Below are 18,029 nucleotides of genomic sequence, written 5' to 3' on the forward strand. Positions count from 1 at the left end.
CGGTCAGCCCGGCAGGCCTGCCCCGAGGGGAATGGTCACTTCGTCCTCGACGGGCGGGTCGAGTTCCTGCTTCCGGTTCCCGGTCGCAGAGAAGCAGCGCAACCGGATGGAGTCCGGGGTGACGTCCAGGCGCAGGAAGCACTTGAAGAAGGGCGGGCTGTACGTCGCCGAGCCGGGCGAGAACAGCTGGGTGTAGGTCTTGCGCACCGGGAGGCGGAAGCGTGAGGCGAGGCCGGGACGGCGGCCTGCGCCCAGCAGAGTGGCGACGAGGCGAGTGCGCAGGGTGACCTCGGCCGACTCGCCCTGGTCACGGATCGGGGTGATGCCGAGGCGCTCGGCGATGACCGCCGTGGCCTCGGCCTCGGTGAGCGTGAAGAAGCGGCGCATGTGGAGACGGCGTCCGTAGAGCCTGCTGTAGAAGGCGAGAGAGTCACCGCGCAGCGGATAGCAGCGGAAGTCCTCCTCGGTGACCTCGGCGACCGAGACAGGGGCGATGGTGTGGGTGGCGTGCATGAACGCCCCGCCGCCGCCCGCGACCACATACTGGATGGTGCGACCGTCCACCCGTACCGGATAGCGCTGGTAGTTGTGGATGTCGCCCCCTATCGCGGCGACGTAGTGATGCCCGGGATCGCGCACGATGTCGTCGACGGTGCCGCCGCCCTCGATGGGGCACGGGTGGTACTCGGCATCCACGTACAAAGGCGTGCCGGTGATGAGGATCTTGGGGACGTCTCCCTTGGACACCTCACGCAGCCAACGGCCCTGCTCGGCATCGACGGTGCCCAGGAGCCCGGTGTCGATTCCTATGATGCGCACCGGTCCGGCATCGATGGCCCAGTACGGGCCCGGCTGGACGGCCTGTTGAGCGGGCGCGGAACGCATCTTCCGTGCCTGGGCGAGGTGTTGCTCGTCGGCCTTGCCCGGTGTGTGCCACAGCAGCGACCGCAGCCAGGCCTTCGACAGCCGGCGCGGCGAGGGTTGCGGTGCCGGAGGCAGCGCGTCGCAGAACTCCCGCATGAAGGCCTGGAGGTCTTCGTACCAGTCGTGGTTGCCGGGTATCGCGTAGATGGGTGCCTGATAGTCCTGGTACGGGCGGTAGAACTTCGTGCCGTAGTCGGTGGCGCTGCCGACCGGATAGATCACGTCACTGGCGAGGACGGCGAACTTGGTGTCCTGACTGACCTTCAGAAACCCTGGGACCACGGCGAATTGAGGGTCGTCGCCCTCGCCGGTGTCACCGATGACCATGAAGGAGAAGTCGTCCGGATCATCGCGCCGGATCACCGCGTCCGCGGGTGCCCCGGCTGCTCTGCGCTGCTCCACCCATCGGCTGCGGGTGCGGCCCGTGGGGTCCCCGAACCAGGAGGCCAGCAGGCCGTTGCGGGCGGGCCACAGCGTCTTCGGGTTGAGCCAGGAGAGTTTCTCCACCCGGTGCGGCATCAGTTCCTTGTAGTCGCCGGGTTCCGGGGTTCCCCAGCCGGCGCCCTCAGAGGTGTCGCGTGATGAGTCGGACATCGGTGAACCGTAACAACGATCTTTTGAGACGCGACGAGCGGGGACGGTTCGAGCCGGACAACTCATGGTGGGCGGACGAGACTTCGTGGCGGGTGCCGCACCCTTCCGCTGTGTGATGGCTGCCGTACCGTTCCGGCACGTGGCGCGTGCCGGAACGGCCATCACTACCGATCAGGCGGTGTGGAGGGTCAGCCCGTAACGGCTGAGGATCTCGTTGATGGGCTGGTACCAGGTCTCGCCGCCGCTGCCGCAGTTGCCCCAGCCGCCCGAGGTGACGCCCTGGGCCTGGTCGCCGCTGATGAAGGATCCGCCGGAGTCGCCGGGTTCGGCGCAGACGTTCGTCTTCGTCATCTGGTGCACGGCACCCTGGCTGTAGTTGACGGTCTCGTTCTTGGCGAGCACGGTGCCGCAGTGCCAGTGGGAGGTCGAGCCCGAGCGGCAGATGGAGGCGCCGACGGGAGCCTCTCCCGAGCCGCGGACGAGCTGGTCGGAGACGGTTCCCCAGCCCAGGACGACGGGCACGGTCCACCAGCCGCTGCCGACGTTGACCCAGGCGTAGTCGTTGTCGGGGAAGGAGGAACCCTGGAAGTTGCCGATGTAGCTGCCGTCCCAGCCGCTGACACCGGCGCTGGGCTGTCCACAGTGTCCGGCGGTGACGAAGCCCCCGTACACGGAGAAGCCGATGGAACAGCGGACGTTGCCCGTGTAGTACGGGTCTCCGCCGACGGTCCCGGCGGCGAGGGTGCGCGGTGCCTGTCCCGAATTGTCGACCGTCACCGGACCGGCTTGGCGGGCCTGGGTCACGAAGGCCTGGACATCGTTGTCATTCTTTCGCGCGGCGACCACGTCGACGACGACCGAGCTGCTCTTGGGGTCGACGTGCCAGCCGCTGACACCGGAGGGGGCGTCGAGTTTGTCGATCCGCGCCAGCGCGGCGTCGAGCTGACGCTCGCTGTGCTCGACGAGAGCGACCCGGGCGCCGGTGGCCTCGACGGCCTCCCTTCGTACGTTGTCGGTGATCGCGACGGTGAGTTTCCCGCTGTCCGCCTCGAACCACGATCCGCCGTACGAGCCGCCCGCAACGCGCTTGGCCGCGCGCTCGACGGTACGGGCCGTCGCCTCGGCCTTGAGCCGGGCGGTGGCCTGGGTCTCGGTCAGGCCCAGGTCTCGTTGCATGGCGGTGATCAGGCCGGGTGATGCCGGGGCGTTGTCCGCGGCGGTGGGGGTCTCGGCGGCGGACGCCTGGGTGGTGACACCGGCGGCCACGGTGCTCAGGAGCAAGGCCGCGGAGAGACAGGATCGCAGAACTGTCTTGCGTCTCAAGGGAGTTGCCTTTCGTCGTTCCGGTCGTGGGGTGGGGAGCGGAAGGGCAGGGTGAGAGCGCTCTCTGGAACGTGCGTCGATGACGGTAGCCGGTGATCATGGGCAGGTCCATGCCAAGCGCAGGGATTGTTGACCAGCGCCTTCAAGGGCGACTCAGCCGCGTACGGCGCGCGGGTGTCCGTATCTGTGGGTTGTCTGGCCCTGCCGCCGTGGCGCCACGCCACCGAACCGACGAGGCTGGATTGTGTCGCCGGACGGACCGGCGGCGGCAATGAGAAAGAAGTGCGGGTGAACGCGATGACCACCGACTCGAACCCGGTCGCCGGGGTGAGCGTGCCGGACACCAAGCTGGCAAGGGAGGCGACCGAACTGGTCAGGGACACCACGAGCGACCTCGTCTACCACCACTCGCGCCGCGTGTACCTGTTCGGCGCGCTGCAGGGCCGCAACCGCGACCTGAGCTTCGACCCCGAACTGCTCTACTTCGGCGCGATGTTCCACGACCTCGGACTGTCCGAGCGCTTCCACTCCAGCGGACGCCGCTTCGAGGTGGACGGAGCGGACGAGGCCCGCCGCTTCCTGCGGTCGCACGACGTCCCCGAGGACAGCATCCGCCGCGTGTGGACGGCGATCGCCCTGCACACCACGCCCGCCATCCCGCAGTTCATGGAACCGGAGGTGGCCCTGGTGACGGCGGGCGTCGAGTACGACGTCCTGGGCATCGGCTACGAGGACATCTCCGCCGCCGACCGGGCGCGCATCGTCGCCCTGCACCCCCGGCCCGACTTCAAGAACCAGATCCTCGGCGCCTTCACCGACGGCATCAGCCCCAAGCCGGAGACCACCTTCGGCAACGTCAAGGCCGACGTACTGGAGCACTTCGTACCCGGCTTCGAGCGGGGAGACTTCGTCCGCACCATCCTCGACTCTCCATGGCCCGAGTGATCCCCGGCTTCTCCGGCACCGCGGCCCACGTTGTCGCGGTGCTGGCCTTCGACGGCGTACAACTCCTGGACGTCACCGGCCCCGTGGAGGTCCTGACGACGGCCAACGCCTACGGTGCCCGCTACGACGTGCGCCTGGTGTCCGTCACCGGCGCCGACATCCGCACTTCCGCGGCCGTGCGCATCGGCGTCGACGGCAGCTGGGACGAAGTACCCGCCCGACTGGGCACGTTGATCGTCCCCGGCAGACGCGAATGGCGGCAGGTGGTCACCGACGACGACCTGGTCGCCGCCGCCGTGGACCTGGCCGGACGAGCCAAGCGGGTCGCGTCCGTGTGCGCCGGCGCCTTCCTACTGGCGGAGGTGGGCGTGCTCAACGGCCGCCGGGCCGCGACCCATTGGCAGCTCGCCCACGAGCTGGCCGCCGCCTATCCGAAGGTGACGGTCGAGACGGATCCGCTGTTCGTACGGGACGGCAACGTCATCACCTCCGCCGGAGTCACCTCGGGCATCGACCTCGCCCTGGCCCTCGTCGAGGAGGACCACGGCCCCGACACGGCCCGTGACGTCGCCCGCGAACTCGTCGTCTTCATGGCACGCCCCGGCGGCCAGTCCCAGTTCAGCGCTCGCCTGACCCCCCGGGACGCCACCCACCTGGTAGTCCGCCGCGTCATGAATCTGGTCGGAGCCGACCCCGCCGCGGCCCGCGATCTGGACGCGCTCGCCCGCGGCGCCGGAGTCAGCACCCGCCACCTCAGCAGACTCTTCCGTACGCAGACGGGAATGACCGTGGGCCGGTACGTCGAGTCGGTGCGCCTCGAAGCCGCGCGGGCACTCCTGGAATCCGGCACCGACACCGTCGACGCGGTCGCCCAGGAGGCGGGCTTCGGCTCGGCGGAGTCCATGCGCCGGGTCTTCCAGCAGACGCTGGGCGTCTCACCGACGGCGTACCGGGCGCGCTTCCGTACGACGGGCAGGGCGGCGGACGGGTAACCGGCTGGTAGCTGCCCTTCCCGCCGTCACTCGCGTATGCGGGCCAGCAGCAGGGCGACGTCGTCGTCGGGCTCGGGGCGCAACGCGTCCAGCAGCATGTCGCTGATCCGCTCCAAGGACTGCCGTGTGCTCTGCAGGAGCCGCGTCATCCTCTCCAGGCCCGCGTCGATGGGCTCCGTGCGGTTCTCGATCAGACCGTCGGTGTACAGGGCGAGCAAAGAACCCGGCGCCAGTTCCACCTCCAGGGTGCCGAAGGGCACGCCGCCGACGCCGAGGGGCACGCCGCCGGGGATGTCGAGAAGGTCCGCACTGCCGTCGGGGCGGATCACGACCGGCGGGAGGTGACCGGCGCTGGACAGCTCGCAGGTGCCCCGACGCGGGTCGCACACGGCGTACACGCAGGTGGCGATCGTGTCACCGAGTGAACCCGCGATGTCGTCGAGGTGGCCCAACAACTCGGCGGGAGACGGATCGAGACGCGCCAGGGCGCGGGTGGCGGTGCTCAACTGGCCCATGACCGCGGCAGCTTGGACACCCTTGCCCATCACGTCGCCGACGATCAGACCGGTCCGTCCCCGGCTCAGCGGCAGCACGTCGTACCAGTCCCCGCCGACCTCGCTCAGGGCAGGCAGATAGCGGACGGCGATGTCGAGACCGTCCTGGTCCACGGGCGTGCGGGGGAGCAGGCTGCGCTGGAGGGTGAGGGCGGCGCTGCGTTCGCGTCCGTAGAGCCGGGCGTTGTCGACACAGATCGCCGCGCGTGCGGCGAGCTCCGACGCGAGGATGCGGTCCTGCTCGTCGAACGGCCGGGTGTTGATCGTGCGGTACAGACTGAGTGTGCCCAGCACCTCGCCCCGAGCGACCAGTGGAACGGCCAGATAGGAGTGGACGCCGGCCACGCGCAGGGTCTGGGCGGCGTGCGAGTCCCTGGCGATGCGCCGCATCATGGCGGAATCCACGTGTTCCACCAGGATCGGCCTGGCCTCCCTAACGCACTGGGTGATGATCCGCGTCGAACTGTAGGTGGCCAGTTCGCCGACCGGGTCCGCGGCGTGGATGGCGTCCGTGAGGTAACCGGCCGCCACGGCCAGCGCACGGAACTCGGCCTGAGCGTCTCCGACGACCGCCGTGGTGGTGCCGTGCGCGACCACAGCTTCGAGTACGTCGACGGCGGCCAGGTCCGCGAGCTGCGGAACGGCCACGTCGGCCAGCTCCCGGGCGGTCTGCTGAAGATCCAGCGTGGTGCCGATGCGGGCACCGGCGTCCGCGATCACGGACAGGTGCTCGCGGGCCTGGGAGATCTCGGCCGCCGCCTGCTGCCGCTCCGAGACGTCGATGATGGACATCGCGAGTCCGAGTACACGGCCCTCCGCGTCCTGGATGCGGTGGTACGACTCCGAGTACGCGCGCTCCTCGGTGTCCGCCGGCGTCCTGCCGACGGACTGCTGGTCCAGCAGGGGTTTGCCGCTGGCCAGGACAAGGCGCATGCGTGACTCGATGGCCTCCACGTCGAGATCCGGCAGCATCTCCGCGATGCGATGACCCAGGACCGCTTCCTCGGGGAGCCCGTTGATCCGCTCCAGCGCCGGATTGAGGCCCACCCAGCGCAGATCGTTGTCGAAGACCGCGATGCCCATCGGGGTCTGCTGCACAAAGCTGTGGGACAGCGCGAGGTCCCGCTCCACGCGCCGTACGGTGGTGGCGTCCGTCACCAGGCTCAACAGGTGGATTCGCCCGTCTCTGTCGTGCAGTCGCATGGTGCGGAACTCGACGGGGCGTTCCGTGCCGTCCTTGTGGCGCATCGGGAAGACCCCGGCCCAGCGGGCTCCCGACCGCACCTGCGCGAACACCTGGCGCGCCTGTTGCAGGTTGTCGGGCGTGACCAGGAGTTCGTCGGTGCGATGGCCGAGAGCTTCCTCCGCCCGATACCCGAGCAGCTGTTCGGCCTCGGGACTCCACAACCCGATGTGCCCGTGGCTGTCGACCACCACGGCCGCGACTTGCAGCAGGTCGAGCAGTCCTCCCGGCGCGGCGGTGACCCCGTCGTCGTTTCCGGTTGCGTACCCGTGCATTCCAGCCGCTCCTTCCGGCGCGGCTGGCACCGGCATCGCCAAGATCCGCCCTTCGGGTTCTTCGATTACGTCACACCGTGCCCCGGAGGGCAACACCTGAACCACGGAGCGGCCCAGAAACCGCAGGTGGCGGGCGTAGCGACAGAAATCCGCCGTATCCCGCACGCGGCCGTACGGGTGATCGCCCGTGCCGTCCGAAACCGGACCTCTGCGAGTCCCGGCCGATCAGACATTTTCACCGGTCACGGCTCTATGAACCTTGAGGTCCTCTGGCTACTCTCCGCCGCATGATTTCCACGGTGGTCTGGGGCACCGGCAACGTGGGCCGCGCGGCCATCCGCGCCGTCGACGCCCACCCGGCGCTGAAACTCGCGGCAGTACTCGTCCACAACTCCGCCAAGGTCGGCCGCGACGCGGGCGAGCTCGGCGGCCTCGACCACGGGCTGGGGGTCACGGCGACCGACGACATCGACGCCGTACTGGCCGCCGCTCCCGGGGCCGTCGTCTACGCGGCGACCGGCGACATCCGGCCCGATGAGGCTCTCGACGACATCGGCAGGGCGATCCGCGCCGGCGCCGTGGTCGTCACACCCGCGCTGTACCCGCTCTACGACCAGCGCAACGCTCCGCCCGAGTTCCGCGATCCGGTGCTCGGGGCCATCGCCGACGGCGGCGGCTCGCTCTTCGTCTCGGGTGTCGACCCGGGCTGGGGCAACGACGTACTGCCCCTGCTGATCAGCGGACTCGGCACCACGATCGACGGCATCCGCTGCCAGGAGATCTTCGACTACTCCACGTACGACCAGGAGGATTCCGTTCGCCATCTGATCGGTATGGGTCATCCCATGGACTACGAGCCGCTGATGCTCGCGCCGTCCATTCCAACCATGGTGTGGGGCGGACAGATACGGCTGATGGCCAGGGCCCTCGGTGTCGAACTCGACGACATCCGGGAGACGTTGGAACGCAGGCCGCTCGACGCCATGGTGAGCACCCGGACGATGGGGGAGTTCGAGGCAGGTACCCAGGGCGCCGTGCGGTTCGAGGTGCAGGGGATCGTCGGAGGCGAACCCCGCATCGTCATCGAGCACGTCACCCGCATCCACGCGTCCTGCGCAACGGACTGGCCGACGCCGCCTGACGGCGGCGACGGAGCACATCGCGTCATCATCGAGGGCCGTCCCCGCATCGAGGTCACCGTCGAGGCCACCGACGAGGGCGAGAACCGGTCCGCCGGCGGGAACGCCACCGCGGTCGGCCGGCTGGTGGGCGCCATCGACTGGCTGGTGGACGCGGAACCCGGACTCTATGACGCGCTCGACGTCCCGCTGCGCCCGGCAGTCGGCCGACTCGGAAGGAAGTGACCCCCATGACCATGCAGATCGACATCCCCGAGGGCCAGGAGCCGATCGGGTACGTGTGGGGAGAGATGGTCCCCGGTATCGGGATGGCCGCCGCGAACTTCTCGCTGTCCGTGTACGAGCACAGCACCCTGGGGCTGCGCGAGTTCGAGGCCGCCAGGCTGCGCATCGCGCAGATCAACGGCTGTCTCTTCTGCCTCGACTGGCGGACCGAACGGGAGGGCCAGAAGGTCGAGGAGGAGTTCGCGGAGGCGGTGACCCAGTGGCGTACCACCGACGTATTCGACGACCGCACGAGGCTGGCCGCGGAGTACGCCGAGCGGTACGCACTGGATCACCACGGTCTCGATGACGAGTTCTGGGCGCGGATGACCGCGCTCTACAGTCAGCACGAGATCGTGGAGCTGAGCATGAGCATCGGTTCCTGGCTGGCGTTCGGCCGGCTCAACCATGTACTCGGCCTCGACGCCGTGTGCGTGCTGCCCACGCACTGAACCGGGTTTCCGTGGTCGCCGCCTTTACAGGTCGGTGGCGATGATCTTCTCGATGTTCCGTTCGGCGAGCGCGGTGATGGTGACGAACGGGTTCACACTGGTGTTGCCGGGAATGAGCGAACCGTCGATGACGTACAGGCCGGAATAGCCATGCAGACGCCCGTAGTTGTCGGTGGCCTTGTTGAGCACCGCGCCGCCGAGCGGGTGGTAGGTCAGGTGATCGCCCCAGATCTTGTAGACGCCGAAGAGGTCGGTGCGGTAGATCGTCCCTTCCTTCGCGTTGATCTTGTCGAAGATTGATTTGGCCATGTCGATGGACGGCTGCTTCCAGGCGGTCTGCCAGTTGAGTTCGGCGTTGCCTGTCGCGGCGTTCCAGGTGAACTGCGCGCGGTTCGGGTTCTTGGTGATCGACAGGTAGAACGAGGCGAACGTCTCGATCCCGGTGGGCAGCGGCGCGACCTCGGCGAACGCGCCACCGGCGGTCCAGTTGTCGATGCCGCCGCATGGAATGCTCGCCTGGAGGGAACCGGTCGGGTCCCACAGGTGGTTGGCGCGACCGCACATGACGTTGCCGTTGTCGCCCCACCCCTTGCCGATCTCGGAGTTGAGGCCGGGCAGCGCGCCGGTGGCTTTCAGCTTGACCAGGAGCTTGCTGGTGCCGACGCTGCCGGCCGCGAAGAAGACCCGGTCCGCTGTGACGGTCTTGGTGGTCGTGGTGTCACCGTTGGTGTTGATCTGGTCGATGAGGACCGTGTAGCCGCCGCCGGCCGCCGGGGCGACCGAAGTGACCTTGTGCAGCGGCGAGATGGTGACCCTGCCGGTGGCCGCGACCTGGGCGAGGTAGGTCTTCTGCAGTGACTTCTTGCCGTAGTTGTTGCCGTAGAGGATCTCGCCCGCCATCGCCGACTTGGGGACCGTTCCGGCCGCCTCCTGCTTCATGTAGTCCCAGTCGTATACGTCGGGGACGAAGACGAACGGGAACCCGGACCGCTGGGCGTGCTTGCGGCCGACCCGCGCGTACTGGTATCCGGGCGTGGTTTCGAACCAGGCCGGGTCGATGGTGCCGACCCCGAGCCCGGCGTTGGCCCGCGGGTAGTAAGTGCCGTACATCTCGTCGGCGTTGACCGAGGGGAGGACGGCGGCGAAGTTCTCGCGCTTGGGTGTGACGGCCATGCCGCCGTTGACCAGGGAACCGCCGCCGACTCCGCGGCCCTGGTAGACGATGATGCCGCCCATCTCCTCGGCGTCCAGGATCCCGGTGTAGCGGGGGATGTCCTTGTCGATCGGGAAACCGAGGAAGTTGCTGAGGGGCTGCTTGGTCCTGGTGCGGAGCCAGTACGACCGGTAGTCCGGGGTGGTGGTGTTGGCGAAGATCTTGCCGTCCGTGCCGGGGGTGTCCCAGGCCATGCCCATCTCGATCATGTGTACGTCGACGCCGGCCTGGGCGAGACGCAGGGCGGCGACGGAACCGCCGTACCCGGTGCCGATCACCAGGGCGGCGACATGGGCTCCGGGGGCGATCGGGCCGGCCGCCGTGACCGCCTGCTCCTGGGCCGACGCGACGTGAGCCGAGAGGGTGACGGCCCCAAGAATAGAACCTGTTCCAGTGATGAATCTACGGCGCGAGACACCTCTGGTGGGCTTGTTGTGCATGGTAGTGTCGTTCATGTGACACTCCTCACTCTTGACGAGTGAGAACACGTTCTACTGTTGCCAGCGTGTTAAGTCACTACATACCTCTAGGTAACTTGCGTCCGATTTCGGGACGGCAGGAGGGTCCCGGCCGCCGCGGGGCACGCAGCCTCGGAGCCGGACCGGCAGCCCTGCGCCGCCGACAGCTTTGCGCCGCCGGATCGTCGTGAGGGAGCGTCGGACACCCCCTGGTGTGCTGCCGTGCGGCGCCCGGCGGTGCCGCCCCTTGACTTCACAAGACCCCCGCGCAACATTCCTGACGCCACATCAGAACCGGGACGCCCAGCGCCCGTTGCTTCCCGGGGTACAGCACGTCCTCCCGTCCCTTCGCCCCGTTGGAGCGCCCTGCATGTCCACCAGTGCGACCCGTGCGAGACGTACCGAATCCGCTGCCGCACCCGGGCCGTCGCGCCGCCGGGTGCTCGGCGCCACGGGAGCCTCCCTCGCGCTCGCGGCCGGCCTCCCGAGCGTGGCCGACGCCGCGGAGCTGCCTCTGCTGGGCACGTACGACGTGGTGGTGATCGGTTCTGGAGCGGCGGGGATGACCGCCGCGCTGACGGCCGCGAAGCAGGGCCTGAGCTGTGTCGTCGTGGAGAAGGCGGCCACCTTCGGGGGCTCGGCGGCGCGCTCCGGCGCGGGCATCTGGATACCGAACAACCCGGTGATCCTCGCCGCCGGTGTCCCCGACACCCCGGCGAAAGCCGCCGCCTACCTCGCGGCGGTCGTCGGCCCCGACATCTCCGCCGCGCGCCAACAGGCCTTCCTCGGCAAGGGCCCCGCCATGCTCTCCTTCGTCATGGCCAACAGCCCGCTGCGCTTTAGGTGGATGGAGGGATACAGCGACTACTACCCGGAGCTGCCCGGCGGACTGCCGGGCGGCCGCTCCATCGAACCCGCGCAGCTCGACGGGAACATCCTGGGTGCCGAACTCGCCCGCCTGAACCCCTCGTACATGACGGTCCCGAACGGCATGGTCGTCTTCAGCGCCGACTACAAGTGGCTCACTCTCGCCGCGGTCAGCGTCAAGGGCGCAGCCGTCGCCACCGAGTGCCTGGCCCGCGGCACCAAGGCGGCGTTGCTCGGCCAGAAACCCCTCACCATGGGCCAGTCACTTGCGGCCGGCCTGCGCGCCGGACTGCTCACCGCGCAGGTGCCCGTGTGGCTGAACACCCCGCTGTCCGACCTGTACATGGAGAGCGGATCCGTCACCGGGGCCGTGGTGACACAGGGCGGCCTTCCGGGCCTCGTCCGGGCGCGCCGCGCAGTCATCGTCGGCTCCGGCGGCTTCGAGCACAACGCGGCCATGCGCGACCAGTACCAGCAACAGCCCATCGGCACCGCGTGGACGGTGGGCGCCAAGGAGAACACCGGCGACGGCATCCAGGCGGGCGAGCGGGCCGGCGCCGCGCTCGACCTGATGGACGACGCCTGGTGGGGCCCGGCGATCCCGCTGCCCGACCAGCCCTACTTCTGCCTCGCCGAACGCACACTCCCCGGCGGCCTCCTCGTCAACGCCGCGGGCGCGCGTTTCGTCAACGAAGCCGCTCCCTACAGCGATGTCGTGCACATCATGTACGAGCGTGACGCGACGGCCCCGGACATCCCGGCCTGGCTGATCGTCGACCAGAACTACCGCAACCGCTACCTGTTCAGGGACGTCGCGCCGACCTTCACGTTCCCGGACGCGTGGTACCAGTCCGGCGCCGCGCACAAGGCCTGGACGCTGGATGCTCTCGCGGGTCGGATCGGCGTCCCCGCGGCCGCCCTCCGTGCCACCGTCAACCGCTTCAACAGCCTTGCCCAGAGCGGCAAGGACACGGACTTCCACCGCGGTGACAGCACCTACGACCACTACTACACCGACCCCGCGATCCTCCCCAACTCCTGCCTGGCGCCCCTGTGGCTCGCCCCGTTCTACGCCTTCAGGATCGTCCCGGGCGACCTGGGCACCAAGGGTGGCCTGCGCACGGACGCCCGGGCGCGCGTACTGCGGCCCGACGGCTCCGCGATCCCCGGCCTGTATGCCGCGGGGAACGCCAGCGCCGCGGTCATGGGGCACAGCTACGCGGGCGCGGGCTCCACGATCGGCCCCGCGATGACCTTCGGCTACATCGCCGCGCGGGACATCGCGGCCGGCGTCCCGTGATCAGCCTTCGAACTCGGTGAGATCGATGGCATGAACGTGCAGGGGATAGCCGTACACCGGGTGGGTCGTCTCGCGTTCCGGCACCATGCCGAGCTTGGTGATGATGTTCTCGGAGGCGTCGTTACCCATCCGGTTGATGGCGATGACACGGTCGAGGCCGCGGTCCTGGAGCGCGAACTCCAGCGTGGCATGAGCGGCCTCGGACGCGTATCCCTGGCCCCAGAACTGTGAGCCGAGCCGCCAGCTGATCGCCACGGCGGGCAGCACCTCCGGCAGGAACTCGGGCACGGACAGACCGGCGAAGCCGGCCACTTCGCCTGAGGCCAGCAGCTCCACAGCGAAGATCCCGAAACCCTCCTCGTCCCACTCCTCCTCCCACCGCTCGATCTCCTCGGCGGTGTACTCCAGGTCGCGCACCGAACCGTCGTCGATCCAGTGCATGACCTGGGAGTCCGCGTTGATGTCCGCCATGGGCGTGATGTCGTCGTCGTACCAGCGGCGGAGAAGGAGGCGGGGGGTGTGGATCTCGGTCATGGCGCCCATCCTGCCTGACGGACGGATCATCGAGCCAATGGCGGGGGTAGGTCCGCCGGGGGAGGCCTGCTCGACGCGGTGATCAGCACCGCCCGCTCAGTGGTGCGCCAGGGCGCCGCCGTCGAGGCCGATCCCGGGGAGATTCCTTCGCCGTCGGCGGAACCTTTCCGCTCACGCGCGGGTGTCGTCGCCAAGACAATGCCGCTCATGACGATGACCTCGACTGCCGTCCGGCAGGTCACCGCGGCAGTCCACGCCCGCGGCGGCGAGGGGTTCGCCGGCGTGCCGAAGGTGACGCCGAGCAGCGGACGCCCCTTACCCAGCAACCCGCCCCCTACGCGGCAAGCCCCAGCAAGCCAAGGAGTCGAAATGAGCCCTCAGACCGCCGCACGCAACGTCCTCGTCGTCATCGGTACCGGGGGCATGGGCCTGGCCGTTGCCCGGCGCCTCGGCGGCGGGCGGCGGATTCTGCTGGCCGACTGGTCCGCCCCGGGTCTGGAAGCGGCCGTCGCCACGCTGTGCGGCGAGGGTCACCAGGCCGAGGGGCACATCGTGGACGTCTCGCGGTGGGACTCGGTCGAGAAGCTGGCAGACGCCGCCGGGGCAGCGGCCGCGCACTCCGCCAGCCAAGTCGACGCCGTCGTCCACACCGCGGGCGTGTCGCCCGTCACGGCGACCGCCCGGCAGATATACGAGGTGGACCTGCTGGGCACCGCTCACGTGATCGACGCCTTTCTCGCCGTTGCCGCTGTCGGCACGTCACTGGTGTGTGTGGCAAGCATGACCGGGCACTTCGCCTCGCTGGCTGCGGACTTCGAGCGGCACCTCGCGACCGCGCCCACGGGCGAACTACTGGGGCACAAGGAACTCGACCCCGACGCCGATCCCCGCCTGGCCTATGTGGTGGCCAAGCGTGGCAACCATTTGAGGGTGCAGGCCGCCGCGCACGGCTGGGGAGCCAAGGGCGCGCGGCTGAACACCATCAGCCCTGGGGTGATCTCCACCCCGATGGGCGCGCAGGAACTCCAGGGCCCGGCGGGCGCCCACATCCAGGCCATGATCGACCTCTCCGGTGCCCGCCGGGCGGGCACCCGGACGACATCGTGAGCGCCGCCGCGTTCCTGACCGGGCCGGACTCCGCCTTCATCACCGCGAACGACCTGTCGGTGGACGGTGGAGCGGTCTGCGCACAGCGCTGGAACACCACGACCACGGCCTGAGCGGCTCTCCGGGTATCTGGCGCGCGCTGCGGCACGGAACTGAGCTCCGCCAGCTCCCTTGCCACCAGCACGCATACGCCATCTCCCCGGCCTTGGGCCAAGGCCCCTCCCCGAGCCTCCTGCCCGGTCGGGCAGGTTCACGGGGAGACGCGGGGTCAGCGGATGGACGACGGGTGCTGGGCCAGCGGGGTCACGGTGACATCCATGTACGGGAAGAGTGGTAGCCCCCAAAGGAGTTCGTTGAGACGGTCGTTGTCGATGACGTCGAAGACGCTGAGGTTGGAGTACTGACCGGCGCAGCGCCACAAGTGCAGCCATTCGCCGGAGTGTTGGAGCTTCTGTGCGTACTCCTTCTCGGCGGCGACGGTCGACGCCCGCAGCGCCGGGTCGAGATCGGGTGGCAGGTTCACGGTCATGTGGACGGCGAAGAGCATGACGGTCTCCGATCAGGAAGCGGGATCGAGGACGAGGTCGTATGTGACCTGGTTGCCGCCGTCGCCCACCGGCTGCGGGTCGATGACAAGTTCAGGCTTGACGGCGGAGGCCACGTCGTCCTCGACGTGCTCGCCGCCGCGGAAGTACAGCTGGGCGGTGAGGGTCTCGTGGCCGGGCGCCGAGACCTTCAGGTGCAGATGGGCCGGGCGCCAGGCGTGCCAGCCGGCGGCGGCGATGAGCTTGCCGCAGGATCCGTCGGTGGGTATCTGGTAGGGAGCGGGCTCGATGGTGTGCACCGCGAAGCGCCCCGCCTCGTCGGTTTCGACGGCACCGCGAAGATTCCACTGCGGGATGCCGGGTGCGAACTGCGCGTACAGGCCGTCGTCGTCGGCCTGCCACATCTCCAGCAGCGCGCCGGACAGTGCCTCGCCCGAAACCCCCGTGACCTGGCCCTGGAAGAGGAGCGGGGTGCCGGGCTCGTCCTCGCGCATCGGCAGGGTGCTGACGCTGGGGAGGTCGGGAGCGCCCGGCACGTAGTACGGCCCTTCGATGGTTCCCTTGCTTCCCTTGCGGTCGGCGCCCGCGACCTCCTCGACGACGTGCTCGATCCACACGTCCAGGAAGAGCGGCCACTCGCCGTCCTCGCCCACGGAGATCAGCCACGCCTTGAGGGCGTTGTACTCCTCGTACGTCACCTGGTTCCGGCGGATGACGTCGTGCACAGCGGAAATCAGCTCGGTGGCAAGGGTGTTGACGCGCTCGGTGTCGGCGACAGCCTGGCCGGACGCGACGGTCTTGTCGGTGCGGAAGCGGTCGGTGGCCGAAGCGCCGGATGCGGCGGCCGTGGCTTTAAGAGTGGTGTCGGACATGATGTGCGGCTCCTTTGCCGATCGGGAAAAGCGGTTCAGCGGTCCTGGCGGTAGCGGGTGAGCTTGTCCGGGTCGATCGCGACGCCCAGACCGGGCCGGTCCCGTACGGCGAGCGTGCCGCCGGTGATCGTGACCGGTTCGGTGAGCAGGTCGTCGCTCATGTCCAGGAAGTTGGAGAGTTCGCCGGCGCGGCGGGAGGCGGCGGCGTACGCGGCGCCGAAGGCGACCGTGCACACCGTGCCCAACTGACCGTCGATCTGATTGCCCATCACCACCTCGGCGCCCATCCCCTCGCACTGGAACAGCACGCGCTGGGACTGGGTGAAGCCGGTGCGGGCGGTCTTGACGCTGATCGCGGTGGCCGCGCCGTCCAGCAGGGAGCGGGTCACCTCCGCGGGCGTGGTGGCGGACTCGTCCGCGACGAACGGCACGGGACTCTGTCGTACGAGCCAGCGACGCCCCAGCACGTCGTCGGCGGGGCACAGCTCCTCGGCGAGGGTGATGCCGACGGGTTCGAGTGCGCGCAGGGCGGTCGCGGACTCCGAGGCGGTCCAGCCGCGGTTGCCGTCGACGTACAACTCGGCCTCGTCGCCCAGGGTTTCGCGGAGCGCCCGGCACACATCGAGGTCGAGCGTGATGGGCCGCCGCCCGACCTTCACCTTGAAGGTGGTGATGCCGTACGTGTCGCGGATTCGCTCGGCCTCGGCCGCCATCCGTTCCGGGGCGTCGAAGCCGAGCATGTGCGCGACACGCATCCGGTCGGTGTAGCCGCCGAGGAGTTGGGTGACGGGCTGGCCCAGGGCCTGGCCGGCGATGTCCCAAAGGGCCATGTCCACGGCCGACTTGGCGGCCGGGTTGCCGACGGTGCGGTGCAGCCGGGCGTGTACCTGCTCGCGGGCGAACACGTCCATGCCGGTGAGCTGCGGGGCGAAGATCTTCTCGATGACACCGATCACGGACTGCTGTGTCTCGCCGTAGGTGAAGGGGCGGGGCGGTGCGTCGGCGACTCCGACCAGCCCCTCGTCGGTGTGGACTTGGACGAGCACGTGCTCGGCGCTGTGCACCTCACCGCTCGCGAAGCGAAGGGGTTTCACATACGGGATCGAGTACGGGATCGTCTCGATCGCGGTGATTTTCATCGGGTGCCGCTCGCGGTCTCCCGGATGAGTGCCTCTGTGTGCCGGGCGATGCCGAGCAGCCGGGCCACGCGGTCGGGACGGCCGATGAGTTGGACGCCGAGTGGCATACCGTGCGGGTCGCGGTGGCCCGGGACGGTGACGACGGGCAGGCCGAGCAGTTGCCAAGGGCGGCTAAGTACGGGGGTGCCGGTGGCATCGAGCCCGCGCGGGGCGGGGCCGGGAGCGGCCGGAGCAAGGATCACGTCGACTCGGGTGAGCAGGTCGAGGACGCGGGCACGGGCGGTTCGGGCGGTGTCCTGTGCCGTGCGGTATTTGTGCTCGGGCGTCCGGCGGCCGCGCTCCAGCAGTTCGCGCAGGGGCCTACTCAGCGACTCTGGGTGCTCCGCCTCGGCGGCCAGGGAACGCACGGCCTCGTACGCCATGACGGTGGCGTGGGTCTCGGCGAGTTCGGGCGTCCGGACCTGGCCACCCAGGTCGTTCGTCTCTGCACCGGCTGCCGCCAGCGCCCTGGCGGTGCGGTCCAGCGCGTCGAGCATCGCCGGTTCGATGTCGGCCAGTTCGGTGCCGGGCCAGACCAACGCCCTTATTCTGTGCGGGAGTTCAGCCCTGGTGCCGTCGACGGCATCGACCACGGCGGCCAGTTCGGTGACCCCGGCCGTGATCAGTCCTGGCGCGTCCAGGCTCGGGCTGAGCCCGGTGAACCCCCGCGTCGACCAGGCGCCGACCGGGGCGACGTACCCAGCGACACCGCAGAAGGATGCCGGCCGGGTCAGCGAACCCGCCGTCTGCGAGCCCAGCGCCAACGGCACCACGCCTGCCGCGACCGCTGCCGCGGACCCACTGGAGGAACCGCCCGGCGTGTGGGCGAGGTCGTGCGGATTACGGGTCGGGCCCGGCTGGAAGTACGCGAACTCGGTGGTGACCGTCTTGCCCAGTGGTACGGCGCCCGCGCGGCGCAGCCGGTCCACCAGCCAGGCGTCGGACGTGGCGACCCGCCCTCGCCGGAGCGGGGAGCCGCACTCGGTGGGCAGCCCGGCGACATCGATGATGTCCTTGACGCCGACCGGCACACCCCGCAGCGGCCCGTCCGTGACGCGCCCGGCCGCCTCGCGCGCAGCCTCCCCGTCGACGTAGACCCAGGCACGGATGTCCGCTTCGGTCTCCGCCAGTCTCCGCAGTGCGCCGTCGACCGCTTCGCGCGGGTCGTGCGCGGCGGATGTCAGTGAGGGCACGTCAACCTGCTTTCGAAGTAGGGGTGTTCGTCAAAAGGCTGTTTCTCAACAGGCCGT

The 18,029-nt window shown here is 69.4% G+C and carries 15 protein-coding genes; 6 read left to right on the top strand and 9 right to left on the bottom strand.

Features of this window, described 5'->3' with window-relative positions; genetic code table 11:
* Window positions 1–3: 3 nt before the first annotated feature.
* Window positions 4–1,518 (bottom strand): metallophosphoesterase, encoded by a 1,515-nt coding sequence (locus AB0N66_RS15325; protein ID WP_365433832.1) that lies wholly within the window; start codon window positions 1,516–1,518, stop codon window positions 4–6.
* A 171-nt stretch (window positions 1,519–1,689) separates the two neighbouring features.
* Entirely contained in the window at window positions 1,690–2,841 is a 1,152-nt protein-coding gene (locus AB0N66_RS15330) for a S1 family peptidase (protein WP_365433835.1), read from the bottom strand.
* 297 nt (window positions 2,842–3,138) lie between these two features.
* On the opposite strand from AB0N66_RS15330, the gene AB0N66_RS15335 reads away from it, so the two are divergent.
* Both AB0N66_RS15335 and AB0N66_RS15340 read left to right on the top strand, forming a co-directional pair.
* Window positions 3,139–3,786, top strand: a complete 648-nt coding sequence (locus AB0N66_RS15335) for an HD domain-containing protein (protein ID WP_365434496.1) — start codon at window positions 3,139–3,141, stop codon at window positions 3,784–3,786.
* Window positions 3,774–4,778 (top strand): DJ-1/PfpI family protein, encoded by a 1,005-nt coding sequence (locus AB0N66_RS15340; protein ID WP_365433838.1) that lies wholly within the window; start codon window positions 3,774–3,776, stop codon window positions 4,776–4,778. The genes AB0N66_RS15335 and AB0N66_RS15340 overlap by 13 nt, the downstream gene beginning before the upstream one ends.
* Window positions 4,779–4,804: 26 nt before the next feature.
* Here AB0N66_RS15340 and AB0N66_RS15345 read toward each other — a convergent pair whose 3' ends face one another.
* Window positions 4,805–6,850 carry a SpoIIE family protein phosphatase gene (locus tag AB0N66_RS15345; RefSeq protein WP_365433841.1) on the bottom strand — a complete coding sequence of 682 codons (2,046 nt, stop codon included), beginning with the start codon at window positions 6,848–6,850 and terminating at the stop codon, window positions 4,805–4,807.
* 287 nt (window positions 6,851–7,137) lie between these two features.
* On the opposite strand from AB0N66_RS15345, the gene AB0N66_RS15350 reads away from it, so the two are divergent.
* Entirely contained in the window at window positions 7,138–8,214 is a 1,077-nt protein-coding gene (locus tag AB0N66_RS15350; RefSeq protein WP_365433844.1) for a dihydrodipicolinate reductase, read from the top strand.
* Between the two features lie 11 nt (window positions 8,215–8,225).
* Window positions 8,226–8,705: a carboxymuconolactone decarboxylase family protein gene (locus tag AB0N66_RS15355; protein WP_365434499.1), complete on the top strand. Its 480-nt coding sequence runs from the start codon at window positions 8,226–8,228 to the stop codon at window positions 8,703–8,705.
* A 24-nt stretch (window positions 8,706–8,729) separates the two neighbouring features.
* On the opposite strand, the gene AB0N66_RS15360 is transcribed toward AB0N66_RS15355, so the two are convergent.
* Window positions 8,730–10,373: a GMC oxidoreductase gene (locus tag AB0N66_RS15360; protein ID WP_365433847.1), complete on the bottom strand. Its 1,644-nt coding sequence runs from the start codon at window positions 10,371–10,373 to the stop codon at window positions 8,730–8,732.
* Window positions 10,374–10,746: 373 nt separating this feature from the next.
* Between AB0N66_RS15360 and kstD the strand changes: the two genes are divergently transcribed.
* Window positions 10,747–12,543: a 3-oxosteroid 1-dehydrogenase gene (gene kstD / locus AB0N66_RS15365; RefSeq protein ID WP_365433850.1), complete on the top strand. Its 1,797-nt coding sequence runs from the start codon at window positions 10,747–10,749 to the stop codon at window positions 12,541–12,543.
* Here kstD and AB0N66_RS15370 read toward each other — a convergent pair whose 3' ends face one another.
* Window positions 12,544–13,077 carry a GNAT family N-acetyltransferase gene (locus tag AB0N66_RS15370; protein WP_365433852.1) on the bottom strand — a complete coding sequence of 178 codons (534 nt, stop codon included), beginning with the start codon at window positions 13,075–13,077 and terminating at the stop codon, window positions 12,544–12,546. It abuts the gene before it with no gap.
* Window positions 13,078–13,446: 369 nt separating this feature from the next.
* Here AB0N66_RS15370 and AB0N66_RS15375 point away from each other — a divergent pair, with 369 nt between their 5' ends.
* Window positions 13,447–14,184, top strand: a complete 738-nt coding sequence (locus AB0N66_RS15375; protein WP_365433855.1) for an SDR family oxidoreductase — start codon at window positions 13,447–13,449, stop codon at window positions 14,182–14,184.
* Window positions 14,185–14,452: 268 nt separating this feature from the next.
* Here the strand turns inward: AB0N66_RS15375 and catC are convergent, their stop codons facing one another.
* Genes catC through AB0N66_RS15395 form a run of 4 tightly spaced genes read right to left on the bottom strand, consistent with a single transcriptional unit; the run spans window position 14,453 to window position 17,972 of the window.
* Window positions 14,453–14,731, bottom strand: a complete 279-nt coding sequence (gene catC / locus AB0N66_RS15380) for a muconolactone Delta-isomerase (protein ID WP_365433858.1) — start codon at window positions 14,729–14,731, stop codon at window positions 14,453–14,455.
* Between the two features lie 12 nt (window positions 14,732–14,743).
* Complete coding sequence (gene catA / locus AB0N66_RS15385; RefSeq protein WP_365433861.1) at window positions 14,744–15,601, bottom strand: catechol 1,2-dioxygenase; 858 nt, start codon at window positions 15,599–15,601, stop codon at window positions 14,744–14,746.
* Window positions 15,602–15,636: 35 nt separating this feature from the next.
* Window positions 15,637–16,740, bottom strand: coding sequence for an enolase C-terminal domain-like protein (locus AB0N66_RS15390; RefSeq protein WP_365433864.1), 1,104 nt, complete (start codon window positions 16,738–16,740; stop codon window positions 15,637–15,639).
* Complete coding sequence (locus AB0N66_RS15395) at window positions 16,737–17,972, bottom strand: amidase (protein ID WP_365433867.1); 1,236 nt, start codon at window positions 17,970–17,972, stop codon at window positions 16,737–16,739. Before AB0N66_RS15395 ends, AB0N66_RS15390 begins: the two co-directional genes overlap by 4 nt.
* Window positions 17,973–18,029 lie beyond the last annotated feature (57 nt).

This window comes from Streptomyces sp. NPDC093544 (assembly GCF_040683495.1).
Lineage (GTDB): Bacteria > Actinomycetota > Actinomycetes > Streptomycetales > Streptomycetaceae > Streptomyces.

Excerpts from the sequence above, each read along its gene's own strand:
- AB0N66_RS15325 (WP_365433832.1), bottom strand. The coding sequence starts at position 1,518 with ATGTCCGACTCATCACGCGACACCTCTGAGGGCGCCGGCTGGGGAACC.
- AB0N66_RS15335 (WP_365434496.1), top strand. The coding sequence starts at position 3,139 with ATGACCACCGACTCGAACCCGGTCGCCGGGGTGAGCGTGCCGGACACC.
- AB0N66_RS15340 (WP_365433838.1), top strand. The coding sequence starts at position 3,774 with ATGGCCCGAGTGATCCCCGGCTTCTCCGGCACCGCGGCCCACGTTGTC.
- AB0N66_RS15345 (WP_365433841.1), bottom strand. The coding sequence starts at position 6,850 with ATGCACGGGTACGCAACCGGAAACGACGACGGGGTCACCGCCGCGCCG.
- AB0N66_RS15350 (WP_365433844.1), top strand. The coding sequence starts at position 7,138 with ATGATTTCCACGGTGGTCTGGGGCACCGGCAACGTGGGCCGCGCGGCC.
- AB0N66_RS15355 (WP_365434499.1), top strand. The coding sequence starts at position 8,226 with ATGCAGATCGACATCCCCGAGGGCCAGGAGCCGATCGGGTACGTGTGG.
- AB0N66_RS15360 (WP_365433847.1), bottom strand. The coding sequence starts at position 10,373 with ATGAACGACACTACCATGCACAACAAGCCCACCAGAGGTGTCTCGCGC.
- kstD (WP_365433850.1), top strand. The coding sequence starts at position 10,747 with ATGTCCACCAGTGCGACCCGTGCGAGACGTACCGAATCCGCTGCCGCA.
- AB0N66_RS15370 (WP_365433852.1), bottom strand. The coding sequence starts at position 13,077 with ATGACCGAGATCCACACCCCCCGCCTCCTTCTCCGCCGCTGGTACGAC.
- AB0N66_RS15375 (WP_365433855.1), top strand. The coding sequence starts at position 13,447 with ATGAGCCCTCAGACCGCCGCACGCAACGTCCTCGTCGTCATCGGTACC.
- catC (WP_365433858.1), bottom strand. The coding sequence starts at position 14,731 with ATGCTCTTCGCCGTCCACATGACCGTGAACCTGCCACCCGATCTCGAC.
- catA (WP_365433861.1), bottom strand. The coding sequence starts at position 15,601 with ATGTCCGACACCACTCTTAAAGCCACGGCCGCCGCATCCGGCGCTTCG.
- AB0N66_RS15390 (WP_365433864.1), bottom strand. The coding sequence starts at position 16,740 with ATGAAAATCACCGCGATCGAGACGATCCCGTACTCGATCCCGTATGTG.